Raw genomic sequence first — 19,934 nt, forward strand, 5'->3', positions numbered from 1 at the left:
GTATTGATGATTAACAGGTAGAAAAATGATGACTCGTGAGCAACGTCAACAGGCGGTCGCGCTGATCCAGCAGGCATTGCCGGAGCTGGAGTGGACCTTACAGCCGGCGAAGATCAAACGTCTTTCCCGCGATTTTCACTGGTTCAGCCCGGTGCTCAACCAGCAGCTGGAGGGAAAACAGGCGGACGCGGTGGTCCGTCCGCGGGACGAAGAAGAGCTACGGCAGCTGGTTGCCGCCTGCGTGCAGCAGCAGCTGCCGCTTACCCTGCGCGGCAGCGCCACCGGCAATTATGGCCAGCTGGTGCCCCTCGAGGGCGGAGTGCTGGTCGATATGACCGCCCTGAAGCGGATCTGCGAACTCAAAAACGGCACGGTGCGCGCCCAGGCCGGCATTCGCCTGGCGGAGATTGAAGACGCCACCCGTCCGACGGGATGGGAGCTGCGTTGCATGCCGTCGACCTTCCGTCTGGCCAGCTTAGGCGGCCTCTACTGCGGCGGTTTTGGCGGCATCGGTTCCATTAACTACGGTCCCCTGGCGGCGCCCGGCAATGTGCTCAGCGTCAAAGTGATGACCGTGGAGGCCTCGCCCCGCGTGTTGACCATTCCGGCACCGCAGGCGCTGCTGCTGCATCACGCCTACGGCAGCAACGGCATCATCCTTGAAGTCGAACTGGCGCTGGCTCCCGTGCACCGCTGGATTGAACGCCTGGATGTGTTTGACGACTTCGCCGACGCCCTGAATTACGCCAACGAGTGCCTCCGCTCGCCCGGCTTCGTCAAACGCCAGCTGGCACTGCTTGCCGCGCCGATCCCCGACTATTTTAGCCACCTTAACGGCCACTATCGGGCCGGGCAGCACGCGGTCATCAGCGTTATCGCCGAGGAGAGCGAAGGTCTCTGTCACGGTCTGGTGCTGAAGCATCAGGGAGAAAATGCCATCCGCCAGAGCGGCGATGAGGCCCGGGAGAGCCATACCTCATTAATGGAATATTGCTGGAACCACACCACGCTGCATGCGCTGAAAATCGACAATACGCTGACCTATTTACAAACCGCGTTTAATTATCAGCGCTTCGCGGAGCAAATTTTGCAGATGGAGCAGCGGTTCGCCGGGGAGGTCATGTCGCATATTGAATTTCTCCGCGATAATGATGGCAATATTACCGCCAGCGGCCTGCAGCTGGTGCGCTATTCGACAGAAGAGCGACTCAATGAAATTATGCAGATATTCCGCGATAACGACATCAAGATTAATAACCCGCATGTTTTGCAGGTTGAAGACGGCAAGCAGGGAATTATTCGCCCGGATGTCGTGGCCGTTAAAAAATATATCGACCCGGATGGTTTACTTAACCCAGGCAAACTGCGCGGCTGGGCGCTGCGCGACCAGTTAGTTTTAGACAACAACCCGTTGTTGTTAACCGATAAATAAAATCCAGACCATTTACCAACCCTACAGAATAAAAGCACAAGGTGATCATCCGCCATATTCATGGCCGGTATTTTTCTTTCCGAAATTGCAGTGATATTTAACAGGGTGATGTCAATGAAACGCAAAAACATATATCGCGGAGCGACGCTGGGCGCCTTGCTTATTTCCCAGGGGATATTTATCGATGCCAGCCACGCCGCTATTCCATTAACCCACGACTGTGAATCCGGCATCGCCGGTTCACTCAGCGAATTCTTTACCTGCGGGAGCGTCAGCGGCAGCCTGCGCACATTATATTATTCAACCCATAATGCCTATTTTGTTTCGGGCCTGTCGCAGGATACGGTCAGCTACGGCGGCAGCGTCAAATATGCTACGGCGGAATATTATGGCGTCAGCCTCGGCGTCAGCGGCATTCTGCAGCGCGGAATTTCCCATAACGATGACCATCTGGTTAACGAACTTGGCCCCAATCAAACCGGCGTCGGCGAAGCCTGGCTCAGCTGGCATTATGACCAGTTCCGCATCACCGCCGGCGACCAGCGGATTAATATTCCTTTTATCGGCGACTATGACTGGCGCATTACGCCGATACTTTTCCGGGCGATTGATGCCAGCTATGGCGATAGCGACAATTTCCTGCACGCCACGAAAATCACCCGCTATAAACCCTGGGGCGACGATCGGTTTCTGGATACCACCGCGTATACCGACATCGAGCAGAGCACCAACGGGATGTGGGGCGTCGGCGGCGGGCGATCCATATCGTTCGGCGATCGCAAAGTTAACGCCCAGATGTGGTACGAAAACTATGACGACTATACGCGGATTGTCTACGCCGACAGCTTCCTCTCGTGGAACGAATATGCCGCTGCGCCCAAAATCGGCCTCCAGTTCATTCGCGGCCTGAGCGAAGGCAAAGCGCTGGCCGGCGAGGTGAACAGCACCAGCTATGGCGCGCAGCTCAGCATGAAGCTGGCTCCGTCTCTGGCGTGGACGCTGAATTATAACCACATCGCCGCCAACGGTAACGCTTACGGCAACGGCGCCCTGGTGACGCCGTACGCGCACAATACCTCTTCCGGCCCCTACTTCGCGCAGCCCTTCTTTACCAGTACCCAGGACCTCGGCAGCGGCAACGCCTACTCCACCGACCTGAACTGGGCCGCCACGGAGCAGGTTTCCCTCGGCAGCCGCTACTCGTTTATGGATTTAACCCCCGCGGCGGGCGCCTCCAGCAGCCACCAGTCTGAATACCTGATCTACGGCACCTACCGTTTCGGGGGAGTGCTGAACGGGCTGAGCCTGACGGACTTTGCCGGCGTACAGACCAACTCCACCTCGGATAAAAATTTCTGGCAAAACCGTCTGGCCCTACAGTATGACTTTTAACTGCCTCACGGCCGACGCCCGCCCCGCGCGCCTGCGGGGTTAGCGCCCGGGCATCAATGTGCGATGATCGCATTGATGCCCTGTCCCACCTCCAGAGCCGCAGCCTGCCATCGTCCTCCCGCAAACCACCCCCCTCCCTGTTGACTTATTTTGTCAAAGGTTTACTTTTCAGGACATGAAGAAAATACTGATTATCGTCCCCGATGGCGGCATGCTCTTTGAATCCGCCGGTATTGCCGACATTCTGATGCAGGCCAACAGACTGCACGCGGAGGGGGCTGAGCGCCCGCGCTACCGCGTTGCCCTCGCCACCACCCAGCCCCACCAGGTGATCCACGGTCAGTCCGGGCTGAACCTGCTTGCCGACCATCGTCTTCACGAAGTGGATCCGCGCGAGCCGCTCGATACCATCATCATCACCGGCAGAGGGCAAAACGAGCAGGAAGGCATCGCCGTGGTCGACTGGCTGCGCCTCGCCGCGCCCCACGCCCGACGCATCGCCTCCGTATGCGGCGGCGCGATGCTGCTGGCGCAAAGCGGGCTGCTGAACGGCCGGCGGGCCACCACCCACTGGAAGCTGCTGGACACCCTGCAGTCGGCTTTCCCGGAGGTACGGGTAGAAGGTGGGCCGCTGTATATTCAGGACGGTCCGATCTGGACCTCCGGCGGCGTCAGCTCCGGTTTCGACCTGACGCTGGCGCTGGTGGAAGACGATTACGGCTTCACCCTCGCCCGCGATATCGCCCAGGATATGGTGATGTACCTCCGTCGCCCCGGCGGTCAGCTGCAGTTTAGCCGCTACAACCTCGACCAAATCAACAGTTCAGGTCCGATAAGCGAGCTGCTGAAGTGGATCCTCGCCAATATCACCGCCGATCTCTGTGTCGAAGCGCTGGCGGAAAAGGTCGCGATGAGTCCGCGCAATTTTACCCGCGTGTTTACCCGTGAAACCGGAGTCTCTCCGGCGCGCTACGTTGCCGAAGCGCGCCTGGCCGCCGCCAGACAGCTGCTGGAGCAAACGAGCGACACGCTGGAAAGAGTCGCCGAACAATCCGGTCTTGGCAGCGCCATTAACCTGCGCCGCATCTTTGAAAAACAGCTGCACCTGACGCCGGGCGAATACCGGCAGCGTTTTCACTGCCGAAAAATGGCGTAAAGTGATCGTTATTCGTCATTTACGCCGAAATGCCGACAACCTACAGTAAACCAGAGACAACAAATAAGGAGTGGATCATGGTTAAGGTCGGTATTAATGGTTTCGGCAGAATCGGGCGTAACGTCCTGCGCGCGGCGCTGGGCAATCCGGATATTCAGATTGTGGCAATCAACGATCTGACGGACAGCAAAACGCTGGCCCACCTGTTGAAATATGACTCGCTGCTGGGCACCCTGCCGGTAGCCGTGGAGGCAGCCGATGGAGCGCTTAGCGTCGATGGTCAACCCGTCATCGTCTACAGCGAACGCGACCCGGCGCGTATTCCGTGGCGAGATGCGGGGGTAGACATCGTCATCGAAGCCACCGGGTTCTTTACCGAACGTGAAAAAGCGGCGGTCCACATTCACAGCGGCGGCGCGAAGCGGGTGATCATCTCGGCGCCCGGCAAGAATGACGATTTAACCATTGTGATGGGGGTTAACCACGAGCTGTACGATCCGCAGCAGCATTCGGTCGTCAGCAACGGCAGCTGCACCACCAACGGCCTTGCCCCGGCAGCTCAGGTTCTGCATCAGCATTTCGGGATCAAGCATGGCCTGATGAACACCACCCACGCCTACACCAACAGCCAGGCGCTACATGACCAGCCGGAAAAAGATCTCCGTGGCGCCCGCGCGGCAGCGTTATCCATCGTCCCCTACTCCAGCGGCGCCGCCAAAGCGCTGGGCAAAGTGATCCCTGAACTGGATGGCCGCCTGACCGGCTACTCTCTGCGCGTGCCGGTTCCGGTGGTGTCGATTGTCGACCTTACCGTCACGCTGGAGCGCGAGGTGACGGCAGAACAGGTGAATGAGGCATTCCGCCAGGCCGCCGCTTCCGGCCCGCTGCAGGGCATTCTCGGCTACAGCGACGAGCCGCTGGTCTCCAGCGACTATCAGGGCGACCCGCGTTCTTCCATTATCGATGGCCTGTCGACGCTGGTGATTGGCGGGAATATGGTCAAGATCCTCGCATGGTATGACAACGAGTGGGGCTTCTCCAACCGTCTGGTCGATTTGGCGCAGTTTATGGCCCGGCGCGAGCGCTAACCCTGCCGGGGATGAACGCCCGACGAGCGCGGGCGTTCACCGTCTACTGCCGGTTGAGGGTCGCCAGCAGCGCCTGCTGCAGGCTGGCGCTATCTACCGGGAAGGGCAGATGTTCACGCGCCTCCGGTTTAATCTTCACCCCTGCCGCAATGCCTGCCAGCAGGGGGCGCGGATCGCCGCTTCCCCATTCGGCAGGCGTCAGCGGCACCTCCATCCGCCGCAGCCAGCCCAGCAGCGGCTCGCGGTCGACCGGGTCACGGTGTTGCAGTATCGCCTGTACGGCCAGCCCATAGCCCACCTTTTCGCCATGCAGCCAGTGATGAAACGCCTGTTGATGGGTCATGCTGTTGTGAATCGCGTGGGCCACGCCAATCCGCTGGCTCTCATCGCGGACGCTGTTGGCCAGCCCGGCGAAGGCAATCACCGCATCGATGGTCTGCACTAACGCCCGGGTCACCCGCTGACGGCGATTATCCTCCAGCGCCTGCATGGCAGACGACTCAAAAACCTCCAGCGCCATCGCTGAAAACTTGAGCTGCAGCGTCAGGCCGGGCGCGTCGCCGTCTGGCGACTGATAGGGACTGAATTCAAACCATTTCGCCAGCGCATCAACGATCCCGGCTTTTAAAAAACGCACCGGCGCGGCGGCGATGACCTCACTATCCACGAGGATCCAGGCGGGAAACCGCCGCAGCGGCAGGCTGCCGCTATGCCCACCCTGACGGTTGTAAAGCACGCTGAATGGCGACCATGCGGCGCAGGTTGCCGCCACCGTGGGCACCTGAATCACCGGCAGTTGCCCGGCCAGCTCTCCCACCCCTTTTGCCGTATCCATCACGGCACCGCCGCCAAGGCCAACCACGCCCTGCGCCCCGCTCTCCTGCGTCTGGCGCGCCAGATTTTGCACGGTCTCGAGGGTACATTTCCCGGTTAAACGGGCGACGTCAAAAGCGATACCTTCACGCTGAAGGCTGTGGCCTAGCGCGTCTCCGGCCACGCCAAGGGCATGGCCGCCGGCGACAATCAAGACCCGGCGGGCAAGCGGCGCAACGTATTCCCCCACCTTGTTGAGCACCCCCGCCTGCTGCAAATAATTTTCCGGCACTTTCATCGCTATCATGCGCATTCTTCTCCCTCTTGTTCCGGCGCTAGTTCTGCATACCCCAGCGTTTCACCGTCAGCCTTTCCAGGGTCGCAAATACCAGCCCCTCAACCAACAGGCCAATAGCGGTGACCATCACCAGACCGGCAAATACCCGGTCGGTGTACATCTCATTGCGGTTCTGGAAAATGTACCACCCGAGCCCGCCGCTGCCGCTCGATGCGCCAAACACCAGCTCCGCCGCAATCAGCGTCCGCCAGGCAAAGGCCCAGCCGATTTTCAGCCCCGAGAGCAGCGCCGGCAGCGCGGCGGGGATCAGGATCCACAGCACGTATCGCCATCCGCTTAATCCATAGTTACGCCCGGTCATTTTCAGCGTCTCCGGCACGCTCATAAAGCCGGACCAGGTATTCAGCGCCATGGGCCAGACCACCGAATGGACGATAACAAACACCAGGCTCGCGTTGCCGAGGCCGAACCACAGCAGCGACAGCGGCAGCAGCGCGATGGCGGGAAGCGGGTTAAACATCGCCGTCAGGGTGCTCAGTAAATCCCGGCCAATGCGCGTCGAGATAGCCAGCGCGCTGATGAGCAGCGCCAGAAACGTGCCCAACAAATAGCCTTTCAGCAGCAAACCGATCGATAGCCACGCCCGGCGGGGCAGCTCGCCGCTCGCGATATCCTCCTGCAGAGCGGTAAAGGTTTGCCAGAAACCGGGAAACATCAGGTCATTATTTTGCCAGCGCGCCGCCCCTTCCCATACGGCGATCAGCACCAGCAGCAGCAGGGATTTACGCAGCCATGCCTGATTTCCCAGCCGCACGAGCAGCGGCAGCGGTTCGGCCAGCGTGAAATTCTCCAGCGGCGGCAGCTCGCGCTGGTATTCAGGCCGGACAGGAGGTAGGTTGCTCATATGGACTCCCTGAGTGATTATCCTTTACGCCGCCCTCGGGTAATGCCGACGGCGGAAATAACAGGTCGTGGATCCGCGCGACATCGGCCTGGAACCCTTCCCCACCGGCATCCGCCAGCGTGTACTGATGACAGTTCAGCTCGGCCTTCACCCGCCCGGGATGCGGCGACAGCAGCAGCACCCGGCTGCCGACGATCAGCGCCTCTTCGATGGAATGGGTGACAAACAGCAGCGTAAACCGCACCTCTTCCCACAGGCTAAGCAGCTCCTCCTGCATTTTGCGCCGGGTCAGCGCATCGAGGGCGGCAAAGGGCTCGTCCATCAGCAGGACCTGGGGATGCAGCGCCAGCGCGCGCGCAATGGCGACCCGCTGCTTCATCCCGCCGGAGAGCGTATTAGGGTAGGCATGGCGAAACGCGCCGAGCCCCACCTTATGCAGGAAGTACTCCGCGCGCTCCATCGCCTCGGCTCGTCCCGCCCGGCGGCTGGCGATCAGCGGGAAGGCGATATTTTCCGCCACCGTTTTCCACGGCGGTAGCTGGTCAAACTCCTGAAAAACCATCATCCGGTCGGGGCCAGGGCGATTAACCGTTTCTCCCGCCAGGCGGATCGCCCCGGAGACCGGGGGCAGGAATCCGCCAATGGCTTTCAGCAAACTGGATTTTCCGCAGCCGGACGGCCCGAGCAGGACAAACCGGTCCCCCGGCCAGACGTCAAAGCTGACGTCATGGGTGGCCTGCACCAGCCGCTCGCGGGTGCGGTATTGCAAATTAACGCCCTCAACGCGCAGCAGAGGCGGGGGTAATGCGACGGATAGTTCAGACATATCAACTCCCCGGCAGGGTATGTGCTTCGCTGAAGAAATAATCTTTCCAGGATTCGGCTTTGTGTTTCAATATTCCCAGCTGATACAGCTTATCGGCATAAACAAACGTCCGCTGCGGGGTAATGGTGAAATTATTTTCCGGATCCGCGATCATTTTCTCGATAAACGCCGCCGGGAGCTTCGACTGCTCCACCCGAATATAGGATTGCGCGGCTCCGGCCGTATCGGCTTTAATGATCTCCTCCGCTTCCGCCAGGGCCGCGAAAAAGGCGCGATAGGTTTTTGGATTGTCATCATGAAATTTCTCCGTGGTATAGAGCAGATTAAAGGTTCCCGGTCCGCCTAATACCTCATAGGAACTTAATATTTTATGAATACCGGCATGTTCCAGCGCCTGATACTGAAAAGGCGGGCTGGAAAAATGGGCGCTAATTTCCGATTTTCCGCCAATCAGCGCCGCGCTGGCGTCCGGGTGCGGGAGACTGACCGTAATATTATCGAAGCGCTTATAGTCCGCGTTGCCAAACAGCCGCGCGGTCTCTATCTGCAGAGTCCGCGACTGAAAACCTACGCCGGCGGCAGGGACCGCGATACGGTCTTTACTGCTCAGATCCTTGACGCTCTGCACCGCCGGGTTGTTACTCAGCAGGTAGTTCGGCATCGATCCCAGAGCCGCGATCGCTTTCACATTCTGCTTGCCCCGGGTGCGGTCCCACAGCGTCAGCGCCGGCGGAACGCCGGCGGCCACCACGTCCAGCGCGCCGGAAAGCAGCCCTTCATTAAGTCCGGTGGCCCCGGAAAGCGTGCGCCACTCGACTTTAATATCCAGCCCTTCGTCTTTGCCATGCTTTTCGATTAGCTGATGATCTCGCACCACGTCGAGGATCAGATAGCCAATGCCATATTGCTGGGCAATACCGATGGTGCCCTCTGCCCTGGCAGCGGTCGCCGCCAGCAGAGTACTGAGCAAGAATAAAGCCGTTGCCGACCGTTTCCCTATATAAGACATGCCGTTGCCGTGCCGTAAATTCATTGCCGCTCCCGTCAATCATCAACCCACCGATCGCCGTCATATCCTGAGGCGTATTTAAAAAAGTCGATTTATCCTGAAGCCATTCCCCGGGAATAATAAATGATTTATTGCTATATATTATTCCCGTTAGTCCGGACGTCCGCAGGTGATAACAGTTAAATGACATCATGGTCTATTTTGCCGGCAAGAATTAACACCCGGTTATCACTATGCGTTTTCCAGATATATAAAGTCAGTTTCTGTCGTTATGTTAAGAAATAAACGGCGCTATAGTTTGCCGCTCATATTATTGAGTGGAAAACCAGGGAGCGATTATGCCGGTTTTTAATCATGATGAGCTGCGTCGCTATTTACGCCAGCACCTGCAGGAGGCCGGAGTCGCAAAGGCGGTTGCCGGGGAAGTAGCGGATAATCTTGTCGAGTCGTCGCTGCAAGGCCATGACTCACATGGGGTCACGCTTATTCCCCGCTATATCGAGGCCATTCGCGCCGGAGAACTCGATCCGCAGGCAACCCCGCAACTGCTTCGCGATGCCGGGCCCGTGATCTCGTTTCACGGCGGCAACGGTTTTGGCCAGCTGACCGGTCGGCTGGCGATGGAACAGGCTATTTTGCGGGTGCGGCAGTTTGGCGTTTGCATTATGGGACTGGCGCAGACCCATCATCTTGGGCGCATCGGCGCCTGGGCGGAACAGGCGGCGGCGGAGGGGCTGGTATCCCTGCACTTCGCTAACGTCGGCGCCCGCTCGGTGGTGCTGCCGTTCAACGGCCAGCGCCCGCGCTTCGGCACCAACCCTTTCTGCGTCGGTATTCCTGTCGCCGGCAAGCCGCCGGTAGTGCTTGATTTCGCGACCAGTACCATTGCCGGCAATAAAGCGCGGATCGCCTGGAATGCGGGCCGGGAGCTACCGCCCGGCTGCGCCGTGGATAACGTGGGCAACCCGACCCTCGATCCGCGCTGGCTGATGCAGGAGCCGCTCGGCGCGCTGCTGGCGTTCGGCGCCCACAAAGGTTCCGGTCTGGCGCTGATCTGCAGCCTGCTCGGCGCGGCGTTGACCGGCGGCGAAACCGAGAGCGCCCCGCCCCCCGCCGGGCCCGGCATCATCAACAATATGCTGTCGATCGTCTTCGACCCGTCCCTGCTCGGCGCGGGGGAGCACTACACCGCGGCGGTGGCCGACATGCTGGCATGGACCCGCACATCGCGAGACGACGACGGGCTGCTGCTGCCCGGTGAGGCAGAGCAGCGGCAGCGGCAATTTCGCCTGCAGCACGGTATCGAAATCGATGAGGTCAGCTGGCAGCAGTTCAAAGCGCTGGAAGGCGCCCTGTCTACGCCGCATCCTTGAGATAACCACATCGGTAATCCGTCGGGCCCGGTAGTCAGGCGCCGTAGCGAACGCCAGTGACGGCGGCGTTCATGAGGTGATACCGCAGGAGCGGCCTGGCGATATTCCTCCCGCGGCTCCTCACCGCAATCGCCAGCGGGCGGAAAATTCGCTATTATCCGCCCCCACCCTTTTCAGGCTCCTGTTCATGTCCACCATCGTCGATACTTTTATTGCCCCTCCCTGCTACGAATCCATCGCGATCCTTTATCAGGACGAGCATCTGCTGCTGATCAATAAGCCCGCCGGGCTGCTCAGTCTGTCGGGGAAGAATCCGCAGAATCTCGACTCGGTTCACCATCGGCTGGTGCAACAATTTCCCGGCTGTACCCTCGTTCACCGTCTGGATTTTGGTACCTCCGGGCTGATGGTGGTAGCCAAAAATAAAACGATCAATGCGGCGCTGAGCCATCAGTTCAGCCAACGTTCGGTGACTAAGGTATACAGCGCCCTGCTGTGCGGGCATCTCCATGAGGATGAAGGCGCCATCGATGCCCCCATTGCCAAAGATCCGGCGCGCTTTCCGCGCATGGCCATTTGCGCCATTAACGGCAAGCCAGCCCGTTCCCGCTACCGGGTGACAGAACGCCTCACCCGTGAAGGCGCAGAGGGTAGCCTGCTGCCGCTGAGCCGGGTGCAGCTGTTCCCGGAAACCGGGCGCACCCACCAGCTGCGGATCCATTGTCAACTGCTGGGGCACCCGATTCTGGGCTGCGATCTCTACGGTGGCCTGACGTGGCCGGGCAGCGCACGCGCGCCGCGGCTCATGTTGCATGCCAGCGAACTGCATTTTGTTCACCCTGTCAGCGGCGAGCCCGTCAGCGCGCGCAATGCCAGTCCGTTCTGAATCTCCCGACGGCGGATGGTCGCCGCAGCGCTTTAAAACTGGCTTCATTATTATGTAGCAAGCTAATAAAAATGAATCATATTGATGGCGACAGGCATTAACCGGTTCCCCCCTCCGATACGGGCGTGGAGCCATGGGCTAATTACATGAATATTCAAGTAAATAGTTATATTCGCTCTCTCCACAACGGCACATAAGCTCTTTGTTTGTTCGTTTTTGTCACACCCTGACTTCCCTACCCCCGCCCTCCAACCGCTGTTTTTTTTGCCTCATCGTGAACGCGAATCTCCGGATATCCACCGACTGAACACGCCAGCCCTGACGCATTATCCCCAGGCGATCTGGCTCTCATTATGATTCCAATATGTCGGTTAAGTAACAATTCCGTATCATTTATTGAACATTAAATTGACGTTCTCCCTGTCTGTTTTCTATACGTTTAGCCGACCTGTTGACCAATACTAATAATCACAATGTGGAGCTTTTGATGAACAATAGTCCTTCAATGGAACAGACCCGCTCCGAGGTACTGGTCCCGCCCTCCTCTGCGGCGAGACCTCTGGATGCACGTCAGCAATCCGTCATCAATAAACTATTTCGTCGCTTAATTGTTTTTCTCTTTATTCTGTTCGTATTCTCCTACCTCGACCGTATCAACATTGGCTTTGCCGGCCTGACCATGGGCAAAGATCTGGGGCTCACCAGCACCATGTTCGGCCTGGCCACCACCCTGTTTTACGTGATGTACGTGATCTGCGGCATTCCCAGCAACATCATGCTCAGTATCGTCGGCGCCCGCCGCTGGATCGCCATTTTGATGGTGGTCTGGGGGATAGCCTCCACCGCCACCATGTTCGCCACCGGCCCGAACAGTCTTTACGTGCTGAGAATGCTGGTGGGAATTGCCGAAGCCGGCTTCCTCCCGGGACTGTTGCTGTACTTAACTTTCTGGTTCCCGGCGCAATACCGCGCCCGCGCCAACGCCCTGTTTATGATTGCGATGCCCGTCACCATGGCGCTTGGCTCGCTGGCTTCCGGGTATATTCTTAATCTCGACGGCGTGCTGAATCTGAAAGGCTGGCAGTGGCTCTTTTTGCTGGAAGGGTTTCCGTCGGTGCTGCTCGGACTGGTGGTGTGGTTCTGGCTTGATGACAGCCCGGATAAAGCCAAATGGCTGACTGCCGATGATAAAGCCTGTTTAAAAGAGATGCTGGATGCCGACCGCGCGGCGCTACAGCAATCGCGGCTCAGCGAAGCCAGCCTGCCGCTGTCTCAGCGCAGCATGCTGCGGGAGCTGTTTACCCCGGTTATCATGCTCTACACGCTGGCCTATTTCTGCCTGACCAATACCCTGAGCGCCCTCAGCGTCTGGACGCCGCTGATTCTGCGCAGCTTCAACGAGCAGAGCAGTAATATCACTATCGGGATCCTGAGCGCGATTCCGCAAATCTGTACCATCGTCGGGATGATCTGGTGGAGCAAACGCTCCGACCGCCTGAAGGAGCGCAAGCTGCATACGCTGCTGCCCTATCTGTTCGCGGCGGCGGGCTGGATGCTCACCGCGTCCAGCAGCAACCCGCTGCTGCAGTTCACCGGGATCGTGATGGCTTCCGCCGGCGCCTTTGCCGCGATGGTCATTTTCTGGACGACTCCTGACCAGTCAATTTCTCTGCGCGCGCGGGCGCTGGGGATTGCGGTGATCAACGCGACCGGCATGACCGGCGCGGCGCTTGGGCCGCTGTTGATGGGCTGGCTGAAAGACGTCACGGGGAATTTCAACGCCGGTATCTTTATGGTCGCCGGGTTCCTGGTGCTGGGCGCGGTGGTGATTGCCGTGATTCCGATGAAAACGGCGGTGAAACAAAGCACTCTGTAAGCGCTGACCGTCTGATTTTCCTGCCGATAAGGCATCAGGGGCGGCAATCTGCCGCCCCTGATATTGTGCCCGCCGGGCCTTGCGCTCCCCCGCTATTGCCACGCGACCTACACGCAGAGCACTTTTATCGCCAGCCCGCCGCGGGAGGTTTCGCGGTATTTATCATTCATATCCTTGCCGGTTTCGTACATCGTTTCGATAACCTTATCCAGCGAAACATGTGGCTCTGAGGTGCGACGCAGCGCCATACGCGCCGCATTGACGGCCTTAACCGCGTTAATCGCATTGCGCTCAATACAGGGAATTTGCACCTGCCCGGCAACCGGGTCGCAGGTGAGGCCGAGGTTATGCTCCATGGCGATTTCCGCCGCAATGCAGACCTGTGCCGGGCTGCCGCCAAGCAGTTCGGTCAACCCTGCCGCCGCCATCGAGCAAGCGACGCCAATCTCTCCCTGACAACCGACTTCAGCCCCGGAAATCGACGCATTCATTTTATACAGCGCGCCAATCGCGCCCGCCGCCAGCAGATAGCGCGCCAGCGAACCGGCGTTGACCGGACGGCGGAATTTATCGTAATAGGCCAGCACGGCGGGAATTATTCCGCAGGCACCATTGGTCGGCGCCGTCACCACTCGCCCGCCGGCGGCATTCTCTTCACTGACCGCCAGGGCGAACATATTGATCCAGTCAATGACGTTCATCGGGTCGCTGGAGAGGCTATCGCTGGAAACCAGCCGCCGCCTTAACGCCGCCGCGCGACGCGGAACATTCAGCGGGCCGGGCAACACCCCTTCGGTGTTCATTCCGCGCTCGATACCGTCGCGCATCACCGCGTAGATGCGCATAAAACCAGCGTCAATCTCCGCCTGACTGCGCAGCGCCAGCTCGTTTTGCCTCATCAGTCCGGAGACCGACAGGCCGTTGCGTTCGCAAAGCCGCAGCAGTTCGCTGGCGGAACGAAAATCATAGGGCACCGCAACCTCGGCATCCGGCGTCCCCCCGTAGGCTCCCTCTTCGACGATAAAACCGCCGCCGATCGAATAGTAGGTCTGACTCGCCCACGCCTGTGCGCCACTCCAGGCGGTTATACGCATCCCGTTTTCGTGATACGGGAGGGTTTGCGGGTGAAACACGATGTCGTCCGCCATCTGAAAGTCTACGCTCCGCACGCCGTTGGCGATCGGCAGGCGCCCGCTGTGCATCACCTGCTGAATAAATGCCGGCATGCCGTCAATATCGACATTTTGCGGGCTGTTTCCCGCCAGTCCCATAACAATCGCGACATCGGTGGCATGACCTTTACCGGTCAGCGACAGAGAACCATACAGGTCGACCACGATGCGCGTGATAGGGGCGATGTCGCCCATGCTCACCAGCTGGTCGATAAAACGTTTTCCGGCATTCATCGGCCCTACGGTGTGCGAACTGGAAGGACCAATGCCGGGTTTAAAAATATCGAATGCGCTAATCATATCCCCATCCTCGGGTTGCCGTTGCGTGGAGAACAGAAGTCACAGGAATTGGACGGCAGGGCAAAAACAGGTTCGCCCCGCCGCCGTTGCCTCAGAGGTCGCGTACCGCGATGGCTTCAATTTCCAGCTTCACATCCTTTGGCAGGCGGGCAACCTGCACGCAGCTGCGCGTCGGGTAGGTCGCCTGATGCTCATCAAAGAAGTGCTGATAGACCTGATTGATGGTGGCAAAGTCATTGAGATCGGTAATAAATACGGTGGTCTTCACGATGCTGCCCACCTCCAGCCCCGCCGCCGTCACGATCGCCTTAACGTTTTCCAGACTTTGACGCGCCTGATCGGCCACGCTGTCGGCAATCTTTCCCGTCTGCGGGCAGACCGGAATCTGTCCCGATGTCATGACCTGATAGCCGAGGTCGACGCCCTGAACATAGGGGCCAATGGCCCCCGGCGCGTGTGGGGTTGCAATTATCTTTCTCATCGTTCCTCCGGCGCTACAGCGCCTGGGTAAAGGTGCGTGAAATGACGTCCTGCTGCTGTTCGCGGGTCAGCGCATTGAAGCGCACGGCGTAACCGGAGACGCGAATCGTCAGGTTCGGGTAGTTTTCCGGGTGTTCGATGGCATCGAGCAGCATATCCCGGTTCATGACGTTGACGTTCAGGTGCTGTCCGCCCTCAACGTGCGCTTCGTGGTGGAAGTAGCCGTCCAGCAGCCCCACCAGGTTGGTTTTGCGCGTGGTTTCCTCTTTGCCCAGCGCGGCGGGGACAATAGAGAAGGTGTAGGAGATACCGTCTTTGGCGTAGGTGAACGGCAGCTTAGCGACGGAGGTTAATGACGCCACCGCCCCTTTGCGATCGCGACCGTGCATCGGGTTCGCCCCCGGCGCGAACGGCGTACCGGCCCGGCGACCGTCCGGGGTATTGCCCGTTTTCTGCCCATAGACCACGTTGGAGGTGATGGTCAGAATCGACTGGGTTGGGACAGCGTTGCGGTAGGTCGGCAGCACTTTAATCTTCTTCATAAAGCGTTCGACCAGATCGCAGGCGATACTGTCAACCCGCTGATCGTTGTTGCCATACTGCGGATAGTCGCCTTCGATGACAAAATCAACCGCCAGCCCGGTATGGTCGCGGACCGGTTTTACCTTCGCGTACTTGATAGCCGACAACGAATCGGTCGCCACCGACAGCCCGGCGATGCCGCAGGCCATGGTGCGATACACGTCGCGGTCATGCAGCGCCATCAGCGAAGCTTCATAGCTGTACTTGTCGTGCATATAGTGGATGATGTTGAGCGCGCTGATGTACTGCACCGCCAGCCAGTCCATAAAGTGATCGAGGCTGTTCATCACCGTGTCATAGTCGAGCACCTCATCCATCAGCGGCGCCGTTTTCGGCCCGACCTGAATTTTCAGCTTCTCATCCACGCCGCCGTTAATCGCGTACAGCAGGGTTTTCGCCAGATTGGCGCGCGCGCCGAAGAACTGCATCTGCTTGCCGATAATCATCGGACTGACGCAGCAGGCAATGGCGTAGTCGTCGCTGTTAAAATCGACCCGCATTAAGTCATCGTTTTCATACTGTAATGAGGAGGTGACGATGGAAACCTGAGCCGCATATTTTTTGAAGGCGATCGGCAACGCTTCTGACCAGAGTACGGTGAGGTTTGGTTCCGGGGCTGGTCCCATGGTATGCAGCGTATGCAGATAGCGATAGGCGTTTTTGGTCACCAGCGTCCGCCCGTCCAGCCCCATGCCACCGATCACTTCGGTCGCCCAGATAGGGTCGCCGGAGAAGAGCGTGTCGAATTCCGGCGTGCGCAGGAAACGCACCATGCGGATCTTCATGATGAAGTGGTCGATCAGCTCCTGAGCCTGCTGCTCGGTTAAGCGCCCGCTGTTGAAGTCGCGCTCAATGTAGATATCGAGGAAAGTGGCGGTGCGGCCCAGCGACATGGCGCCGCCGTTTTGCGATTTGACCGCCGCCAGATAGGCAAAATAGACCCACTGTACCGCTTCCTGGGCATTGCACGCCGGGCGAGAGATATCGCAGCCGTACTTCGCCGCCATCTCCTGCATTTGCAGCAGCGCGCGGCGGTGTTCTGCCAGCTCTTCGCGCAGGCGAATCGTCGCTTCCAGATTCTGCCCGTACTCCAGGCTGGACTGCAGATCGGCAAACTGCAGCTCGCGTTCGCGCACCAGGTAACGAATACCGTACAGCGCCACGCGGCGATAGTCGCCGATAATGCGCCCGCGGCCGTAGCCGTCCGGCAGCCCGGTCAGCACGCCGGATTTGCGACAGCGCAGCATATCCGGCGAATAGGCATCGAACACCCCCTGATTGTGCGTTTTGCGCACGTCGGTAAACAGATATTCAAAGTGCGGATCCATTTCACGACCGTAGGCATCGAAAGAACTTTTGATCATGTTGATGCCGCCGAACGGATGCAGCGCGCGCTTCAGCGGTTGCTCCGTTTGCAGCCCAACGATCTTTTCCAGTTCCTGTTCAATATAACCGGCAGCATGCGCGGTAATCGAGGTGGCTATATTGGTATCGAAATCGACCGGGGCGTGGGTCGCATTTTCAATATGTATTCCCGCCATCACTTTTTCCCACAGTGCGGTGGTTGCCGGCGTGGCCTCGGCAAGAAAGGATTCGTCCCCTTCATATGGCGTATAGTTGTGCTGAATAAAATCACGGACATTAATTTCTGCTTGCCAGTCCGTCCCTTTAAAACCTTGCCACGCTTCGGCATACAGCATATCGCTGGTATCGATATCTACCTTCATGAAAAATAGTCTCTCTGCAGGACAAAAAAAATAAATTATGCAAATTCCACTTGTGCGTTAATTTTCCCTAAGTGAATCGCATCGAGGGCAATCATTTTCTCTTCATTGGTCGGGATAACCGCGCAAATAACCCGGGCGGAGTCGGTGGAAATAATTCTTTCGCCGTGGGAATTGGGCAGGCTATTCATGTCAGGATCGAGGGTGACCCCCAGTACCGCCAGATGTTCAATCACCAGGCGACGAATTAATAACGAGTTCTCACCGATACCGCCGGTAAAAATAATTCCGTCGAGACGATGTAGCGATGCGGCATGACCGGCAATATGGCGGGCAATCCGATGGACAAAGGTTTTAATCGCCAGCCGGGCGCGCTCATGACCGGCGTGCCAGGCCTTCTCCAGCACCCGCAGATCGGACGAGAGGCCGGAAATGCCAAGCAGCCCGGACTCCTTGTTCACCACCCGCTCAAGGTCGCTGAGGGTCTGGTTGGTTTCGCAGGCGATCCATGCCATGGCGCCGAAGTCGACATCGCCACAGCGGGTGCCCATCATGAGACCTTCCAGCGGCGTCATCCCCATTGAGGTATCCACGCTCTGCCCGTTGCGCACGGCGCAGATAGAGGCACCGTTGCCCAAGTGGGCGATAACCAACCCGGAATCCGCTTCCGGCAGCGCCAGCAAGGTCTGCGCCCGCTGAGCGACATAGCGATGCGAGGTGCCGTGAAAACCGTAGCGGCGCACGCCGAGCTCCTCAAAATACTTCCACGGCAGCCCATAGAGATAGGCCTCTGGCGCCAGCGTCTGGTGGAAGCTGGTATCAAACACCGCCACCTGCCTGACCCCCGGAAAGAGCTGTTGCGCTGAGGCAATGCCGCTAAGATTGGCGTAATTATGCAACGGCGCTAATGGCGACACCCGACGGATATTGTCAATCACCTCCTCGGTAATCACCACGGACTGCGTAAATATATTTCCGCCGTGGGCAATACGGTGGCCAATTAAGGCCACGCTGTCGATTAACGACCGTTTTTCCAGTTCAAAGGCAATGGCCTTTAAGGCGCCCTCGTAGTTACGCTGAGCCAGCTTAACTGGCTCTCCGTCGTTGATAGATAAAAAAGCGTTTTCAGAATTAATCCCGTCGGCAATTCCCGCCATTAAAACATCACAGCTGCTTGCATCAAGGACTGAAAATTTAATAGAAGACGATCCACAGTTAATGACCAGTACTACCGGGAATTCATTCATTTCATCACTCCGTTGATCCTGAGCTGAATTAAAACAGTTTGTAGACGATATTCAGAATGGTCAGTAAACCCACCGCGGTGACGAACACGTTATCCAGCCGGCCGCGATATTTCGCCAGCGACGGCGCTTTACGGATGGCATACATCGGTAACAGACACAATAGTGAGGCAATAATTGGCGCGCCCATCGCTTCAATCAGGTCGAGGATATTTGGGTTGGCATACGCCACCACCCAGGTGGAACCCATAATAAAGACCATGCTGATGGTGTTGAGCTTGCGGGTAGAAACTTTGGTTTTATCACCTTTATAGCCGAACTTGAGAACCAGTCCGTTCAGCCCTTCGAGGGTACCGAGATAGTGGCCGAAGAACGATTTGAAAATAGCCACCAGGGCGATAATCGATGCGCCGTACTCCAGTACCGTTGCAAAGGTCGATTTGCTGCCGGACATGGAGGCAAAGTGGTTCGCCAGGTAAGAGAGCACCGGAATGTTCTGCGCTTTCGCATCCGCCATGTTTTCCGGCGATAGCGTGAACAGGCAGCTGAAGGCGAAGAACATCACCACCGCTACCATCAACATACTGGCGCGGGAGATAATCTGCGAACATTTGCGCTCGGTAAAATCGCGGCCGTAATCCTTTTCATACTCTTCCCGCTTAGAGACCACAAACGAGGAGACAATCGGCGAAAAGTTAAAGGAGAAAACCATGATAGAAATCCCCAGCCACACGGTCACGAGGATGCCATCGTGCCCGGTTAAGGCGATATCACTGAGGTTCACCTGATCGATAACCGCAGAGTTCCAGTAGGGAATCAGCGACAGGGAAATCAGCACCAGGCTGGCGATGAACGGAAAGACCAGGAAGCTCATCACTTTAACCATCAGATCCTTACCGAACCAGATGACAAACGCCATCAGCAGCAGCAGGAACAGCGCCACAAAGCCGCGGTTCAGCGCCGGCATCTGCAGCTGGTTTTCCCAGAAGGTCATAAAGGTGTTGGTAATGGTGACGCCGTAAATCCACAGCAGCGGGCAAATGGCGAAGAAGTAGAGGAGCGTGATGACCACGCCACCCGTTTTCCCGAAATGCTCTTCCACCGTCTCGGTGATGTTACCGGAGGCATTCGAACCGGACAGACAGAGCCGGGCCAGCGCCCGGTGGCAATAAAAGGCGATCGGATAGGCTAAAACCAGCATTAAAAGAATCGGGATTAAACCGCCAAATCCGGCGCGAATGGGGAAAAAGAGCACCCCGGCGCCGATGGCCGTACCAAATAATCCCAGGGTCCACGTGGTGTCCGATTTACGCCAGGATGACTGTCTTGTCTCGCTGGATACAATGCTATCAGTAGTACTCATATCCTGTCCTCAACAT

Annotated in this window: 16 protein-coding genes; 7 read left to right on the forward strand and 9 right to left on the reverse strand. The window is 58.1% G+C overall.

Going from position 1 to position 19,934, the window contains the following annotated elements; genetic code table 11:
• Window positions 1–25: 25 nt before the first annotated feature.
• The 4 genes from BV390_RS00075 to gap all read left to right on the forward strand — a co-directional run bounded on the left by BV390_RS00075 (window position 26) and on the right by gap (window position 5,068).
• Window positions 26–1,432 carry an FAD-binding oxidoreductase gene (locus BV390_RS00075; protein WP_163920588.1) on the forward strand — a complete coding sequence of 469 codons (1,407 nt, stop codon included), beginning with the start codon at window positions 26–28 and terminating at the stop codon, window positions 1,430–1,432.
• A gap of 114 nt (window positions 1,433–1,546) precedes the next feature.
• Window positions 1,547–2,824 (forward strand): hypothetical protein, encoded by a 1,278-nt coding sequence (locus BV390_RS00080; RefSeq protein ID WP_032699464.1) that lies wholly within the window; start codon window positions 1,547–1,549, stop codon window positions 2,822–2,824.
• Between the two features lie 175 nt (window positions 2,825–2,999).
• Window positions 3,000–3,980 (forward strand): GlxA family transcriptional regulator, encoded by a 981-nt coding sequence (locus BV390_RS00085; protein WP_032695235.1) that lies wholly within the window; start codon window positions 3,000–3,002, stop codon window positions 3,978–3,980.
• 77 nt (window positions 3,981–4,057) lie between these two features.
• Window positions 4,058–5,068: a type I glyceraldehyde-3-phosphate dehydrogenase gene (gene gap, locus BV390_RS00090; RefSeq protein ID WP_032695236.1), complete on the forward strand. Its 1,011-nt coding sequence runs from the start codon at window positions 4,058–4,060 to the stop codon at window positions 5,066–5,068.
• Between the two features lie 43 nt (window positions 5,069–5,111).
• On the opposite strand, the gene BV390_RS00095 is transcribed toward gap, so the two are convergent.
• The 4 genes from BV390_RS00095 to BV390_RS00110 are packed head-to-tail and all read right to left on the reverse strand — an operon-like array spanning window position 5,112 to window position 8,918.
• On the reverse strand, window positions 5,112–6,188 hold the full coding sequence (locus tag BV390_RS00095) for an iron-containing alcohol dehydrogenase family protein (RefSeq protein ID WP_085396480.1): 1,077 nt from the start codon (window positions 6,186–6,188) through the stop codon (window positions 5,112–5,114).
• A 28-nt stretch (window positions 6,189–6,216) separates the two neighbouring features.
• Entirely contained in the window at window positions 6,217–7,083 is an 867-nt protein-coding gene (locus BV390_RS00100; protein ID WP_032687059.1) for an ABC transporter permease, read from the reverse strand.
• On the reverse strand, window positions 7,055–7,909 hold the full coding sequence (locus BV390_RS00105) for an ABC transporter ATP-binding protein (RefSeq protein WP_085396340.1): 855 nt from the start codon (window positions 7,907–7,909) through the stop codon (window positions 7,055–7,057). Before BV390_RS00105 ends, BV390_RS00100 begins: the two co-directional genes overlap by 29 nt.
• A gap of 1 nt (window position 7,910) precedes the next feature.
• Window positions 7,911–8,918, reverse strand: a complete 1,008-nt coding sequence (locus tag BV390_RS00110) for an ABC transporter substrate-binding protein (protein WP_032687347.1) — start codon at window positions 8,916–8,918, stop codon at window positions 7,911–7,913.
• Window positions 8,919–9,256: 338 nt separating this feature from the next.
• Here BV390_RS00110 and BV390_RS00115 point away from each other — a divergent pair, with 338 nt between their 5' ends.
• The 3 genes from BV390_RS00115 (at window position 9,257) to hpaX (ending at window position 13,053) form a co-directional block, all read left to right on the forward strand.
• Entirely contained in the window at window positions 9,257–10,291 is a 1,035-nt protein-coding gene (locus BV390_RS00115; protein WP_085396341.1) for a malate/lactate/ureidoglycolate dehydrogenase, read from the forward strand.
• 187 nt (window positions 10,292–10,478) lie between these two features.
• The gene (locus tag BV390_RS00120) at window positions 10,479–11,177 is read left to right on the forward strand and encodes an RluA family pseudouridine synthase (RefSeq protein ID WP_032695239.1); all 699 of its coding nucleotides are present in this window, start codon (window positions 10,479–10,481) and stop codon (window positions 11,175–11,177) included.
• 505 nt (window positions 11,178–11,682) lie between these two features.
• Entirely contained in the window at window positions 11,683–13,053 is a 1,371-nt protein-coding gene (gene hpaX / locus BV390_RS00125; RefSeq protein ID WP_046852232.1) for a 4-hydroxyphenylacetate permease, read from the forward strand.
• Between the two features lie 107 nt (window positions 13,054–13,160).
• Here the strand turns inward: hpaX and tdcG are convergent, their stop codons facing one another.
• The 5 genes from tdcG to tdcC form a co-directional block, all read right to left on the reverse strand.
• Window positions 13,161–14,525 (reverse strand): L-serine ammonia-lyase, encoded by a 1,365-nt coding sequence (gene tdcG, locus BV390_RS00130; protein ID WP_032695241.1) that lies wholly within the window; start codon window positions 14,523–14,525, stop codon window positions 13,161–13,163.
• Between the two features lie 91 nt (window positions 14,526–14,616).
• Window positions 14,617–15,006, reverse strand: coding sequence for an enamine/imine deaminase (locus tag BV390_RS00135; RefSeq protein ID WP_032687053.1), 390 nt, complete (start codon window positions 15,004–15,006; stop codon window positions 14,617–14,619).
• Between the two features lie 13 nt (window positions 15,007–15,019).
• A complete protein-coding gene (gene pflB, locus BV390_RS00140; RefSeq protein WP_032687052.1) occupies window positions 15,020–17,314 on the reverse strand; it encodes a formate C-acetyltransferase in 2,295 nt (764 codons plus the stop codon).
• Window positions 17,315–17,349: 35 nt separating this feature from the next.
• On the reverse strand, window positions 17,350–18,558 hold the full coding sequence (gene tdcD / locus BV390_RS00145) for a propionate kinase (protein WP_032687051.1): 1,209 nt from the start codon (window positions 18,556–18,558) through the stop codon (window positions 17,350–17,352).
• Between the two features lie 28 nt (window positions 18,559–18,586).
• Entirely contained in the window at window positions 18,587–19,918 is a 1,332-nt protein-coding gene (gene tdcC, locus BV390_RS00150; protein ID WP_032687050.1) for a threonine/serine transporter TdcC, read from the reverse strand.
• Between the last annotated feature and the right edge of the window lie 16 nt (window positions 19,919–19,934).

It is taken from the genome of Klebsiella sp. YJ, assembly GCF_002108615.1.
GTDB lineage: Bacteria > Pseudomonadota > Gammaproteobacteria > Enterobacterales > Enterobacteriaceae > Klebsiella > Klebsiella planticola.